The 13802-nt window shown below is 36.5% G+C and carries 12 protein-coding genes; 4 read left to right on the top strand and 8 right to left on the bottom strand.

Annotated elements, in window-relative coordinates:
* The 3 genes from KO527_RS15485 to KO527_RS25985 form a co-directional block, all read right to left on the bottom strand.
* The gene (locus KO527_RS15485) at positions 1-1626 is read right to left on the bottom strand and encodes a serine hydrolase domain-containing protein (RefSeq protein ID WP_216041195.1); all 1626 of its coding nucleotides are present in this window, start codon (positions 1624-1626) and stop codon (positions 1-3) included.
* Between the two features lie 283 nt (positions 1627-1909).
* A complete protein-coding gene (locus KO527_RS25990; protein WP_252733788.1) occupies positions 1910-2227 on the bottom strand; it encodes a hypothetical protein in 318 nt (105 codons plus the stop codon).
* 187 nt (positions 2228-2414) lie between these two features.
* Positions 2415-2525: a transposase gene (locus tag KO527_RS25985; protein WP_252733787.1), complete on the bottom strand. Its 111-nt coding sequence runs from the start codon at positions 2523-2525 to the stop codon at positions 2415-2417.
* Between the two features lie 384 nt (positions 2526-2909).
* Here KO527_RS25985 and KO527_RS15475 point away from each other — a divergent pair, with 384 nt between their 5' ends.
* Positions 2910-3455, top strand: a complete 546-nt coding sequence (locus tag KO527_RS15475) for a hypothetical protein (RefSeq protein ID WP_216041194.1) — start codon at positions 2910-2912, stop codon at positions 3453-3455.
* A 160-nt stretch (positions 3456-3615) separates the two neighbouring features.
* On the opposite strand, the gene KO527_RS15470 is transcribed toward KO527_RS15475, so the two are convergent.
* Positions 3616-5127, bottom strand: coding sequence for a response regulator (locus KO527_RS15470; protein WP_216041193.1), 1512 nt, complete (start codon positions 5125-5127; stop codon positions 3616-3618).
* A 224-nt stretch (positions 5128-5351) separates the two neighbouring features.
* Between KO527_RS15470 and KO527_RS15465 the strand changes: the two genes are divergently transcribed.
* From KO527_RS15465 to KO527_RS15455, 3 genes are read left to right on the top strand one after another with little or no spacing between them, the layout of a single operon-like run.
* Positions 5352-5732: a response regulator gene (locus KO527_RS15465; RefSeq protein ID WP_216041192.1), complete on the top strand. Its 381-nt coding sequence runs from the start codon at positions 5352-5354 to the stop codon at positions 5730-5732.
* Positions 5725-6756: a two-component system response regulator gene (locus KO527_RS15460; RefSeq protein WP_216041191.1), complete on the top strand. Its 1032-nt coding sequence runs from the start codon at positions 5725-5727 to the stop codon at positions 6754-6756. The genes KO527_RS15465 and KO527_RS15460 overlap by 8 nt, the downstream gene beginning before the upstream one ends.
* A 27-nt stretch (positions 6757-6783) precedes the next feature.
* A complete protein-coding gene (locus KO527_RS15455) occupies positions 6784-10581 on the top strand; it encodes a response regulator (RefSeq protein ID WP_216041190.1) in 3798 nt (1265 codons plus the stop codon).
* A 103-nt stretch (positions 10582-10684) separates the two neighbouring features.
* Here the strand turns inward: KO527_RS15455 and KO527_RS26430 are convergent, their stop codons facing one another.
* The 4 genes from KO527_RS26430 to KO527_RS15440 form a co-directional block, all read right to left on the bottom strand.
* Positions 10685-10819 carry a hypothetical protein gene (locus KO527_RS26430; RefSeq protein ID WP_354668625.1) on the bottom strand — a complete coding sequence of 45 codons (135 nt, stop codon included), beginning with the start codon at positions 10817-10819 and terminating at the stop codon, positions 10685-10687.
* A gap of 837 nt (positions 10820-11656) precedes the next feature.
* On the bottom strand, positions 11657-12658 hold the full coding sequence (locus KO527_RS15445; RefSeq protein WP_216041189.1) for a transposase: 1002 nt from the start codon (positions 12656-12658) through the stop codon (positions 11657-11659).
* 60 nt (positions 12659-12718) lie between these two features.
* The gene (locus KO527_RS26305) at positions 12719-12844 is read right to left on the bottom strand and encodes a hypothetical protein (RefSeq protein ID WP_289847704.1); all 126 of its coding nucleotides are present in this window, start codon (positions 12842-12844) and stop codon (positions 12719-12721) included.
* A gap of 154 nt (positions 12845-12998) precedes the next feature.
* The gene (locus KO527_RS15440; protein WP_216041188.1) at positions 12999-13250 is read right to left on the bottom strand and encodes a DUF2314 domain-containing protein; all 252 of its coding nucleotides are present in this window, start codon (positions 13248-13250) and stop codon (positions 12999-13001) included.
* Between the last annotated feature and the right edge of the window lie 552 nt (positions 13251-13802).

Raw genomic sequence — 13802 nt, 5'->3', positions numbered from 1 at the left:
TTAACCGTCTAAAGTGTGTGCATTAGTGAGTAAACTTACTGCATATTGAGTAAAATCAATAGACTGATTGTTTAACATTACTAATCCTTTACTTCCATCTAAATAAAAGCCAACAAAACCTGAAAAACCAGCTGTTTGTCCATTATGCCAAGCATATTTATTCCCCTGTTGATCGTTTGCAATCATCCATCCAATAGCTTGTTGATTACCTTTACCAACCTCAAACTGAGATTCAAGCAATACTTTAATTACGGGATCATGACTTTTTGATTTGATCATCATAGACTGAATATATTTTGTCATATCTTCTAAATTTGAAACCACACCACCAGCACCAGCAATTGCTTTAAAATGCCAATGCGAAACCAATTCCCCCATAGATTGATAGCCTTTTGCTAAGTGTTCTCTTTGGGTTTTTGATGATAATGCCACATAACTATTTTGCATATCAAAAGCTTTAAAAAGCTCTTGGTTAAGCATTTCTTCATAAGAAACGCCTTTATTTTGAGCAAGCCATTCACCTAAGACACCATAGGCAAAATTGGAATAAAGATAATTTTTACCATTTAATGCAATATTTGAAAGAGATTTCTTAAGCTGCTTCAAATCGTAATGAGCATATGGGTCAGTCTCTAAAGCGTTTTCCCACAAATCGTTTGGCAATCTTGGTAAACCACTTTTATGGGTTGCAAGCTCCATAGTAGTGATATTTCTTGGTGCTGAAGCCTCAAATTCAGTCAACATGCTGCTACGTGTTAATTCTTTTTTTTGAAATTGATTTGCCAGTAAAAATGCTGTCATTGTTTTAGTAATTGATCCAATTTCATATTGCGTTAATTTGGTATGAGTATTAAAAAAACGGTTAGTGACTACCCCATTTTCAATCAAGGCCATCGCACCACCTTTATTGCCAAAATCAGGTTTTACATTGGCACTATTATCACTTGTTGGATCAAAGTTTTTTATAAGGATTAATGGATTTTCAAAACCTTGCGTAAAGGTGCCATCATATCCTTCATTGTTAAACGTGCCTTTGTAAAATGCTTTTATAAGAGGTGATTTAAAGCTCATTTGTTTACTATCAATTGCAATATCAACAACAGGAATACCAAAACTTTGTTGGGCGGGGCTATCTAACGTCGCAAAATACCCACCTTTTACTACAGCAATTTGCAGCACTAATGGCAATTTATTTGTATTATGGATTAATAAGTTACCGCCATAGCCACCTTCATACTGCAATAACAATTTATCTTGTTCATCCAATTTATCAAAAGTCAGCGACATACTGATACCTTGAGTAAAAGTACCTATTAGCTTATTACCTTCAATTTTGCCTTTATAACTTGCTTGCAAAGCCGCTACTTTAAAACTTAATTGATTTTCTGATAACGTATAATCAGTAACTGGAATATCGAAGTTTCCCTGATTGGGGCTATCAAGAGTAATTAATAAATCGTTTTCATGTTTTTTAAAGTTTAACCCAACAGCTAAACTAAAATTCTTTTGAATCTTCAATACACCTCGCCACTTACCAATTAACTCACTGTTATCTTGGCTCATTACCTGAGAAGTAAATAAAAACACAGTACACAGTGAAAATGCTTTAAAGAGAATTTTTATCATTTTTAATCTTCCTTTTGTAAAAATTGGCTCTAGTCTAACGCAATATAAAAGCCCCTCTTAAAACTTATGTCTAAAGGGGGACTGAGCTGATTAAAGGGTAAGTTATCTATTATTAAGTAATTATAGAAACGCTAAACTCAATTATAATTTGGAGAAGTAAACCTTAATAAAAATTGTATACAAAGTTATGACAAATAAAAACCTATTTTCTTGGCAAAGATGACACTAAAATAGTAAAAATTAGACCGTAGGCATAACTATTTCACTGGATCACATAATGGGGTCAGGTCTTGCATTGTGCAACAGCCCTGCTCACTTTGGAATAATGCACATCAAAATAACTAACGATTTCTTTCATTGAATAACCACCTGATAAATAAGCCTTTGCCCTAATTTGTTTCTTTGGTACTTCATTTAAAACAATATCAACATAATCTTTAATGGTAACTTTATGTTCTTTGACAAACGTCTCGTCGCCCAGATAGACTTGGCTTTTCAGGTTTTGCCAAAGATCGACCCCCTTCCCTTCAGCTACAAAGTGTTTGTAGCACTTAATCGCTTCAAGTGTAGTTTTTGCAAACATGCGAAGTAATGCATCCATAGCCAACCAATCTAGAACTTCTCGCCCCCCTGTTATTTCATGATAACTACTCCACAACTATTCACTGGAATGGTCAACCATACCTTTCGCCCTAACTGGATTTAAACAATGTATCGGCATAGCTCTAGCAAATAACTATTTTATCCACCAAAATGCTTTTATATCGCTCTTGAAATAAATGGCCTACTCATTGATAACTTCGATTAAATCTTTGCGTGTTTACACTATTTAGATGCTTCATTCCTTTAGATAAATTAGCATCAGGTGTTTCAATTAATAAATGGTAGTGATTAGTCATCAGACAATAAGCATGAATTACTCAATTGTAACGCTCACAAACATCGCTAAGAACTTCAATAAATGTGGAAAAATCAGATTCATTGCAAAAGATAGGTTTTCTTTCATAACCTTGAGAAGTAACGTTATAAAGCGCTCCTGTAAACTCCAACTAAGTGGTCGACTCATTCATAAGCTCCAATCAACAAAAAAGGTTAACTAAGTATAGCTAACCTTTAAAAAATAAAGCTAAGCCTCTTTATCATCGGTTAATAATGCAAGGCCTGACCCCATTACCTTCCAACTTTATTTCGCAAGCTTAAACAAACTTCGTTACATATTTACCCTCGTACTATCCTGTTTTGTATGAAAAGATGTTTATCAAAACAAAGACATCTATTTCATTATGCTCACACTTACATCCCACAAGGGACTTAAAGAAATTAAGATCTTAGGCGCGATTATTTTATTATTTGGCGCGTTTTTTGGTCTACTCTCGTTTTGGCAAAATGGTCCTCTCTCTGTCAGCTATTATGTTTTTATGTGCTGCGTCGTGTATTTTTTCTTTGCCACAAAGGCAAACGTCCAAATAGAAAAAGGTAAGATCATTAAACAGCGTGGTTGGCTTTTTCCTAGTTTTAAGTCTCAATATACTCACCTAAAGTCAGTAAACTTACATACTCAGTACATTCACCAAGAAGGCTCTCAAGTAAAATCTAATTATGCATTTTATATTGGTATTGAAGATGGCCCTTTTAAAAGCTTTATTGATTTGTCATGGTGTGTAAAAGACACTAATAATGGGCAATCTTATATCGATTTAACTCAACAACTCATTGACATAACAGAACTCCCATTTAGTATCAGCGACGAATTTAAAATCCAGTTTAAAAATAACTTTGGATTTTCATTTGAATTAAACCAAGCCGAAAATAAAGTAACTCAAGGCTAGGCCTTAAATTTTACTCAAACTACAAAAACTAAAAAAGAATACAAATAGACAGGCTTAACTACCTCACAGATTCTCAAACGCCACGTTCAAGTTGTAAATGCACTACATACATCAATTCAATTGTTGGTAGAATTGCTAATAATAATTATAAATTAAGGCACTATCTTGCTGCCGGCATAATAAGATACAAAGTGGTACCATCATCATTTGTGGTGAAAGTTAATTCACCTTTTTGTGCCAGCGTCATAAGTTTAGCCGAGTATGTTCCTAACCCTGTGCAATTCTTTTTACCATAAGTGACATACTTACCAAAAAAATTAGCTCTAATTTCTTCAGGGATAGCACCATAATTGTGAATACTTAACACTAAGTTCTCAGACTTACGTTCAGCCTTTATAGTAATAGCCGAACCTCGAGGTGCAGCTTCAATGGCGTTTTTAAGTAAGTTGTTAATAATTGCATGGCAAAGCAAAGCTTCAGCATATATAACTGCACCGTTCGAAATTTCTAATAAGATCTCTAACCGCTTCTGGGTAGATGACTGGTTATAAGTGTCAACAGCAGTGTTCACCACTTTTAACAAATTAATCATAACGGGATCAAAATCGTAGCTTCCATCTTCTAATTTACTGAGCAACAACATGTTATCTATCATTTGTGTCATATGAGTACATGACAACATTAACCCTTGGCTAGATTGCTTAACGCGCACAGGATCTTTGCTCTGCTTAGCTAGCAAATTAATCGTTTTATTCATTTCATCTAACGGTTGCTTTAAGTCATTTTGAATGACCCGATCAAACTCCTCTTTAAGACGCGCATTCTCAATTAAGGTGTCAATTTGAATTCGCATATCGCGGCTTGCCTGAATCACTTTCTCTTGTGTTTTAACGCGAGCTTTTAGTACGGGTGGGTTAACTGGTTTTACAATGTAATCGACAGCACCTAACTCTAAGCCGGTAACAACATCTTCAGTTTGATCAAGAGCTGTAAGAAATACAATTTGAATATGCTCCGTTAAAGGATTTGACTTTAAAGTTTTGCAAACCTCAAGTCCGCTCATCTTTGGCATCATAATATCAAGTAAAACAAGATCTGGCGGAGTATGTGATTTACATATCTGAAGTGCTTTCTCTCCACTTGTCGCAGCCCTTAATTTATAGTCATGTCTTAACAGCTCACTAATAATATGAATATTATCTGGCACATCATCAACAACTAGTATTTGAATAGCTTGTTTCTCTTGTTGGTGTTTATGATTTTTTTTAAATTTACTTGCACTTATTTTTATAGGATTTGATATCGACCTTACAATTCTTTCTTCTAGTATTTTTGGAGAAAAAGGCTTAACAATATATTCAGATACCCCCATTTTTACAGCATGTATCACCTCTGTATGTTCAGCTGTTGCAGATACCATAATAAAGGGTATATGAGCAGTTTTGGCGTCGTCTCTTATTTTTTTTAATAATTGTATGCCATCCATTTTTGGCATATCCCATTCTGACACCACTAGGTCGATTTTTGTTCTACCGATAACCTGAAGTTCCTCAAGCCCATGCTTTGCTTGATGTACCTTTGCAAGACCTATTCCTAACAGCATATTCGCCATACTACCGCGAATGTTATCTACAGGATCTACAATCACAGCAACCATTTTCGAGAAGTTCATCTGCTCATGATTATTACCGGTTAAGGTTTTAATATTCATGCACTAAAGACCTATTATAAAAGTTACCTAAAAACAAACCTTTTACTCTCTTTATTTTGTTCTACACTTAGATAAATGTAGAGCAAATTGAATTTAATTAGCAAGTTAAAGTAAATAGATTTACATAAAACTTCTCTATTATTTGCTTTAAGAACATATAACAACAAAAAATCAAGATGGAATTCATGACAAAAACAATCCTTATCGTTGATGACGAACCTAGCAATATTGATGTTTTAAAAGAGATATTACCTAATCACTATAAAGTGAAGGCTGCATTAAAAGGCGAAGTCGCGATTAAGCTTTGTCAAAAACAAATCCCTGATCTTATTTTTATGGACTTACTCATGCCAGGCTTATCTGGACTAGAGGTGATAGAACAACTCAGAACGGAACCTAACACAGAAAAAGTCCCAATTATTATCGTCTCAGGTAATAGTGCTGAACACACTGCGAATGAGCAAGCACAGCTACATGTATTAGCACACTTACAAAAACCTATTAATCAACAAGCACTTAATAATATACTTATTAATCAACTGGCATGGAATTTAGCTGATGAGTGAGCAAAATAAAGCAACTGTACTTCTCGTCGATGACACCCCTGAAAACATAGATGTACTCACAGGTATTCTTCGAGACGAATATAAAGTGAAAGCAGCTCTAAATGCCCATATTGCATTGAAGATAGCAATGGGAGAGCATAAACCGGATATTATTTTACTTGATGTAATGATGCCTGAGATTGACGGGCATGAGGTATGCCGAATACTCAAAAAAAATCCAGAAACAGCCAATATTCCAGTTATATTTGTAACTGCCAAAACAGAAATTATTGACGAAGAAGTTGGCTTCGAGCTTGGTGCAGTAGACTATATAACCAAACCGGTTAGCCCCCCGATTGTCAAAGCTCGAGTCAAAAATCATTTAGCTTTGTATGATCAAGCCCGTCACTTAGACAAACTTGTACAAGATCGTACTTATGAGCTTAACGATACCCGTGTAGAAATAATTCGTCGTTTAGGAAGAGCAGCTGAGTTTAAAGACAATGAAACAGGCATGCATGTAATTAGAATGAGTTGGTTTGCTAAATTTTTAGCACAAGAGATAGGCAAAGACAGCCAATGGTGCGAGCTACTTTATAACGCTGCACCTATGCACGATATTGGCAAAATAGGCATCCCTGATCACGTATTGCTTAAGCCCGGAAAGCTGAATGATGAAGAGTGGCACATAATGCAAAAGCACGCTGAATATGGTGCAGAAATAATTGGAGAACATACCTCCCCCTTATTACAACTCGCCAAAGAAGTTGCTATTTATCATCATGAAAAGTGGAATGGCAGTGGCTACCCTAATGGTATTGCTGGCACAGACATTCCCCTTTCAGCAAGAATAGTTGCAATTGCTGACGTATTTGATGCACTTACCAGTGAACGCCCATACAAAAAAGCTTGGTCAGAAGAAGATGCCATTGAGCTATTAAAGTCAGAAGCAGGCATTCATTTTGACCCAGATTTAGTACCAAAGTTTATTGACTGCCTACCAAAGGTAAGACAGATCCAAACTAAATATCGAGACGAATTTTAGACAACGAATTAATAAAAAGAGATAGCTATGAGCGAAAAATGGCAAAATAGTAAAATGTTTAAAAAAGGCTTGATTCTCATCATACTTATAAGCGTATTAGCTTCCACTCTGGCAATACAAGCGACTAAACGAATAGAGCGACAATTAAAACTTGATAATCAGTCTGCATTACAAAGTCTGTTAAACTCCACCAATGAAACGCTAAACCTTTGGAGTAACAATTCATTAGAAGGCCTAAATTATATTGCTAGCAGCCCTTCGGTGAAAAAGCATATTTTTTCGCTTCTCCAACTACCAGCAAATAAACAAGCACTGGTCACTTCTCAATCACAAACACAACTCAGAGCAATACTCGAGACAAAAATGCGCCACTTAGGCGTCGGTTTTTTTATTATTTCACCCGATAAAATTTCTTTAGCTTCAATGCGAGATCATAATATTGGCACCGCCAATATTATAGCAAAAACGCACCCAGAAATATTAGATAAAGTATTTCAAGGCCAGTCCGCCTTTGTCCCTCCGATTAATAGTAACATTAATAGCATTGAGCAAAGTAACACCAAGCGTTTACTCGGGTTCGCAACAGCATTTTTCATAGCACCCATTTATGATGATTCAGGTCAGGTTATTGCAGCTATCAGTATGCGTGTCGACCCGCTTCGAACTTTTAGTAATATCATACGTTCAGGCCGAATTGGCCAATCCGGAGAAACTTATGCCTTTGATAATAAGGGCACTTTAGTGAGTGAAAGTCGGTTTAATAAAAACCTCGAAGAGTTAGCACTGATAGCACCTGGTCAAAGCAGTATTCTCAATATAAGTATAATGCAAAACCAAACAACTAATGAACCGAGCTTAACGCGTATGGCTGAAAGTGCCATCAATGGTGATAGTGGCGGTGACATGACAGGCTATCTTGACTATAGAAATGTAAAGGTTGTAGGTGTTTGGCTTTGGAATGAAAACCTTAGTCTAGGGCTAACAACTGAAATGGACTATACCGAAGCCTTTGAATCTCTCTATGACGTTGAACAGACAGTGCTCTTTTTGGTTCTCACTATCGTTACCTTAACAATAGCTGCTATTCTAACCAGCTCAGTTTTATCGTTTCGGGCACAACGCTCACTAAATAGGACTAACGCAGATCTAGAGCAAGAAGTAGCGCAACGTACCAAAGCATTACTAGCGAGTAAAGAGCGTAACAATAAACTACTAGAAGCGACACCTGATCCCATGTTAGTTGTAAATGTTGACGGTAAAATTGAACAAATAAATGAAGCAACAACACGCATGTTTGGCTACAGCGAAGATGAGCTTATTGGCAGTGCCATTGATATGCTGATCCCAAGTAAATTTCATCACGTACACACAAAGCATTTCGGTAACTACTTCAAAAGTCCAACTCGTATAAAAATGACAGATAGAGGTGATATAGAAGGCGTCACGAAAGATGGGAGCTTATTAATAGTTGAAATAAATCTCAGCCCTATTGCAATTAAAGGTAAAACTTTAGTTATCGCAGGTATCAGAGATATTACTAAACAAAAACAGGCAGAGGCACAACTAGTCAATGCGATTACCATCGCTGATGAAGCAAACAAAGCAAAATCAGATTTTCTTGCCAATATGTCACATGAGATCCGCACTCCTATGAACGCTATCATAGGTATGAGCCACCTCGCTTTACAGACGGCTCTAAATCGCAAACAACAAAATTATATTGAAAAAGTACACCGCAGTGCAGAGTCACTGTTAGGAATTATTAACGACATACTCGACTTTTCTAAAATTGAAGCCGGCAAGTTAGAGATTGAACAGACTGAATTTTATTTAGATGACGTAATGCATAATCTCGCTAATATCGTTGGCTTACGCGCAGAAGAAAAAGGGCTCGAACTACATTTTAATATTGCCTCAAACGTACCCTCATTTATGGCGGGCGACCCTTTACGTTTAGGTCAAATACTTACTAACTTAGGTAATAATGCGGTTAAATTTACCCCTGAAGGCGGGCAAATAGTATTTAATATTAATGTTAGCTCTGAACAAGACATGAAAACGACGTTACAATTTTCTGTGGTAGATACAGGCATAGGTATGAGTGATGAACAGCTGGGACGGTTATTCCAATCATTTTCGCAAGCTGATACCTCCACCACTAGAAAATACGGGGGTACTGGTCTAGGTTTAGCTATTTCGAAGAAACTCACCGAATTAATGAATGGTAAAATTTGGGTCGAAAGTATTGAAAATGAAGGTAGTACCTTCCATTTTACCGCCGATTTTTCCGTAGCTCATGAAGCCTCTCCGCGTAAACAGCAAGCCATTTCATCACTTGGTGAACTAAAAGTGTTAGTCGTTGACGACAACGCAACTGCAAGAGAAATCCTTGGATCTATGTTAGAAAGTTTTGGTATGAAACCCATTATCACCAGCACCGGCCAGCAAGCAATTGATTTACTTAATAAGCATGACAAAACATCACCATTCGAGGTGGCAATAATAGATTGGAAAATGCCCATATTGAATGGCGTAGAAACCATCGCAAACTTTCAAAACAATACAGAGCTTAAGAACCAACCTACCGTCATCATGGTTACCGCATTTGGTAAAGAAAATGTTGTTAATTCGGCCACCAATGTTGACATTAGTGGCTTCTTAACAAAGCCTGTCACCCCATCAAGCTTGCTGGACAGTATTATGTTAGCACTCGGAAAGGAAATAATTACAGGAAGAAGGAACAACTTAGGTCAAGCGACGGCAAGCCCTGCCATAGAAAAACTACAAGGCGCCAAAGTGCTTTTAGTGGAAGATAATGAAATTAACCAAGAGCTTGCACTTGAGTTACTCACAGAGAATGGACTCATTGTCCAAGTCGCCGAAGACGGGCAGCAGGCGTTAGATATATTGGCAACCAAAGAGTTTGACGGTGTACTCATGGACTGCCAAATGCCAGTAATGGATGGCTATACCGCAACACTGCATATTCGCCGTGACAAAACACTAAGTGGCTTGCCAATCATCGCGATGACAGCAAACGCCATGGCTGGCGATAAAGAAAAAGTACTCGCCTGTGGTATGGATGACCATATTTCTAAACCTATTAACGTAGCTGCTATGTTCAATACTATGGCAAAGTGGATAATCCCTAGTGAACCAACAGCCAAAAATGAAAACACTGAAACTTCAGCTCTAACAGCAGAAATAGTATTACCAGAATTAAAGTCACTTGATGTTGAAAAAGGTTTAGCGGGCATGCAAAACAACAAAAAGTTGTTTTTAAAGCTGTTACTTAGATTCAGAGAAGCCAATTACACATTTCCTCAGCAGTTTAACGACGCTCTTAATACATCTAGACAAGATGCTCACCGTTTGGCGCACACTTTAAAAGGAACCTCAGGCAGTATAGGTGCAATTGACGTACAACAAGCAGCTTTAAAGTTAGAAGCGCTATCTACCCCAGATAACGATATAACGGATATTAGCAATGCGCTAACAGAGGTAACAGCCCAATTATCACCTGTACTATCAGAGTTAGCTCAGTTAAATGACTCGCAACTTCACAACACGCAAGCATATGGGTACCCAATCGACCACAAAAAGCTATTAATAAGGCTAAATGATCTACACGTATTACTAGAAGACTACGACACCGACGCAACTGATATTATGGAGGAGATCGAGCCAAGTATTTCAACACTAGGTTTTAACGATACGTTTAATTCACTGGCAAAAGCAGTCGACAGCTACGATTTTGATAGCGCGCTTGAAAAGCTAAGCGAATTAAAGACGCGCTGTACTGAGCAAGTTGACCAAGAGAGCTAATATAGGTTTTGTATAAAAATGTATGTAGATTTAGTGGAAAAGAGGTAGACTCATCCATAAGTCCCAACAAACAAAAAAGGTTAGCTAAAGTATAGCTAACCTTTTAAAAATCAAACCAAGCCTTTTGCTCATCAGTGCATAATACAAGACCTGACCCCATTAGTTCTTTAGCCATTCTCCAAGCTCTATTATTGGTATCTACAGCTTTATAATAACGACGACCTCGGTTTCGCTGCACCTCTCTGGATATTGTTGAGGGGGAACGCTATCCCTCATTTCCTGCGAACGAAAAAAGTCTTACCATTTTTATGGAAAGAGCTTTTAGTTAATCTGGAAAATAATAGCCACTTAAAACGCCATCCCACCCTGTCACTTCAATTTGCTCACCTTTAGGTGTTTTTCTGATGGGATGGTTTGATTAGCTGTGTAACCTGTTCTATACGCATTCCGGGCATAATTTGCATAAAGGGTAGTCTTTACAGATTTCAAATGACTTACTACTTTTATCAGTTATAGTGACTTGGGTAACTTGAACCATACGCGTGGCGTTAGAATTTAGATCGTTATTAACGTTGTAATTTTGTCCAATTACTCCGCTAAAAGCGTTAAAAGAAATGAATACAGTGGCTAATGCTAATATTGCAAGGTTTAAATTTTTCATAATTGTAGTTGCTCTTTTTAGTGCTTTGTTAGTGGACTTTAATCATAGAATTATTTTGAATAGAAGTACTTATAAAATCTTTATATTCACCTAAACTACTGAAAATATGTAAGTGGAGCTTGCTAGCGTAAAATATGTAAATGTAGTGGTCAAGTTAAATTGGCCACGGTTTTATAGTTCTGCCAGTATATTTTCTCTAAAAAAGGATTAGACAGGCAAAAATATCTCATTGATATTAAAACCCCGTTTAGAGATTAAAAGCTTACGCTGGTTACTATAAATATATTTAATTTGAGAGTTTTATGTTTTATTTCACGAAATACAATACAAATTATTGAGGTTTGATTAATTACGCGCACAATCAATTAAATTGCTAGATAGCAACAATTGTTAAACTTAAATAAGGTTGAGCAACTACGCGGAACCTTTATACCAACTATGATTGTGACTATGGGCACATTTCATTAAAGATGATTTTGAACCTGCAAAGTTAGCATAATGCCGCCTGAAGTGTTGAATGGTATTGAGCCATGAATCAACTTCAATATTTAAAACAGCTAAAATTTTTGGAGTCGTTTTTAAAACCGAACCTCGTTTATTTGGCACGATTAAACGACTACTAAAATCAGCTAACTCTAAATAATCAAAAAGCGTAAAAGGAATGGTATTTTTATCCATTGAGCTGCCAAATTCTAATAGTAACTTTGGTTGCTGTAAGACTGTAAATCCTGAAGTCTCATTTGTTTTTTTCTTTTTATTACTTTGCTTTTTAAAAGATTGGTATTGCTTGATTCGTTCTTGAATTGAGGTGAAATCACTGCCTATGAGTGAGTCAGCCATTTTGGCTCTAATAGGATTTAAATCAACATACATCATGCAACTTAAAATTGCAGATTCATCTAGCAAAGCCTGTGATTTGAATCGTCCTTCCCAAAATTTACCCGTGCAATTATCTTCTTTATTCGCTTTACGCGCTATAAACTCATTTAGGCTGCGCATAAACCAACTAATGTCATATAACCTTATGCGCCATTCATTAACTATTTCATTAATTCTAAGCATGTATGCAGCATTGAGTTTTTCACCCGACCTATAACGGTCGACCAAAATACAACCATGATATAACTGATACCAACGTTCAATAACATCATCATTCGTTAAATTTAAAGCTTCATCACGATTTACTTTTAAAACAAGGTGATAATGATTAGACATAATCGCATAAGCTGCGATATCAATTGAAAAAACAGTTGAAAGGAATTTAATTCTATCTACTAACCAAGTTCTACGATGGTCAAAGTTATTACCTGAAAATTTATCATCGCCACACAAGTAACTTCTGCGAATGCAGCGATTAATACAATGATAATAGGGAGTTGCATCTAAATCTATTAAGGACTCTCGTGCTCTAGCCATAATAACCACCAATAATATTTCATCAGTGGTTAAAGCTTAGTCTAAAAAATGAGTTTTAGACTAGTTTTCAATAAGAAAAGTATGGCTGTCTATTTTTGTTCCACGAAAGATAGGTTTTCTTTCATTACCTCGAGAAGTAACGTGATAAAGCGCACCTGAAAACTCTAATCTTAGTGGTCGACTCATCCATAAGCCCCAATAAACAAAAAAGGTGAGCTAAAGTATAGCTAACCTTTTAAAAATCAAACCAAACCTTTTTATCATCGGTGCACAATGCAAGACCTGACCCCGCTGTTGCTTCTTACCGTTTAGACGGCTAAATTTTATGGGTGTCTATTTTTCATTTCCAATCTAGTTTGCCTTCATAGTAATTAGGATATTCGGCTGTGATTTCGACCCACATACGTTCAACTGAAATTTCATCTGAACCGATAGTCTCTTCCATACTGAAGATTAATTTTACCAAGTCACCTACTTTAAGAGATTCCCTAACTTCTTTTTCAGGAATCCAGAATGAGTCTGGGTATTCCCTATTTAATTCTTCTCCATTATCCAATTGATAATGATCTTTTTCATAGGTTGGCAGAATCATCAAAACCCTCGAAACACCTAACGCCCACATTAAGCGGACTAAAATTGTGTGCCAAACTTGTTGAGGAACGAAACATGGCACACTGTTTTAGTTCCGTTTAAATTGACTTGTTAAATGGCAGACCACAAGAACCCAAGAAATGGAAACCGCTGGATTGATGTAACTGCGCTTTGTAATTTAAAGTTAACTTTCAAACAAACCCATTTACGAACAGAGTTAGAAAACTAATTTTGAATGATAAATTGTAAATCGATTACGGACTCTCAAACACGCTACCGCACTTGAAACGCCCTTAAGGCGACAAGTGACGAATTACATATTAAGTATTGATTCAATGAGAGAATTCTAACACTTAAATATCGAAGCTAAGATAACCAACCTCGCATAAAACAATGCACAATTAAGACTTTGCAAACAAATACTCCAAGTAACTCAATGAAAGCCATTTAACGCCCTGTTAACAGGCAAAAAATAGTTGGTTAAAATAAGCGACGAAGGAGTAATAACCAACTGTTTTTTGTCCTTGTTGAATAGCTTGATAATCATTGAGCC

The organism is Pseudoalteromonas sp. C2R02, assembly GCF_018860845.1.
Classification (GTDB): domain Bacteria; phylum Pseudomonadota; class Gammaproteobacteria; order Enterobacterales; family Alteromonadaceae; genus Pseudoalteromonas.
This window is presented reverse-complemented; position numbering and strand designations above follow the sequence as displayed.

Bases quoted from the DNA above. Each gene is read 5' to 3' on its own strand.
- KO527_RS25985 (WP_252733787.1), bottom strand. From the start codon at position 2,525: ATGACTAATCACTACCATTTATTAATTGAAACACCTGATGCTAATTTA.
- KO527_RS26305 (WP_289847704.1), bottom strand. From the start codon at position 12,844: ATGAGTCGACCACTAAGATTAGAGTTTTCAGGTGCGCTTTATCACGTT.
- KO527_RS15440 (WP_216041188.1), bottom strand. From the start codon at position 13,250: ATGATTCTGCCAACCTATGAAAAAGATCATTATCAATTGGATAATGGA.
- KO527_RS15445 (WP_216041189.1), bottom strand. From the start codon at position 12,658: ATGGCTAGAGCACGAGAGTCCTTAATAGATTTAGATGCAACTCCCTAT.
- KO527_RS15465 (WP_216041192.1), top strand. From the start codon at position 5,352: ATGACAAAAACAATCCTTATCGTTGATGACGAACCTAGCAATATTGAT.
- KO527_RS15460 (WP_216041191.1), top strand. From the start codon at position 5,725: ATGAGTGAGCAAAATAAAGCAACTGTACTTCTCGTCGATGACACCCCT.
- KO527_RS15475 (WP_216041194.1), top strand. From the start codon at position 2,910: ATGCTCACACTTACATCCCACAAGGGACTTAAAGAAATTAAGATCTTA.
- KO527_RS15470 (WP_216041193.1), bottom strand. From the start codon at position 5,127: ATGAACTTCTCGAAAATGGTTGCTGTGATTGTAGATCCTGTAGATAAC.
- KO527_RS15455 (WP_216041190.1), top strand. From the start codon at position 6,784: ATGAGCGAAAAATGGCAAAATAGTAAAATGTTTAAAAAAGGCTTGATT.
- KO527_RS15485 (WP_216041195.1), bottom strand. From the start codon at position 1,626: ATGATAAAAATTCTCTTTAAAGCATTTTCACTGTGTACTGTGTTTTTA.
- KO527_RS25990 (WP_252733788.1), bottom strand. From the start codon at position 2,227: ATGGATGCATTACTTCGCATGTTTGCAAAAACTACACTTGAAGCGATT.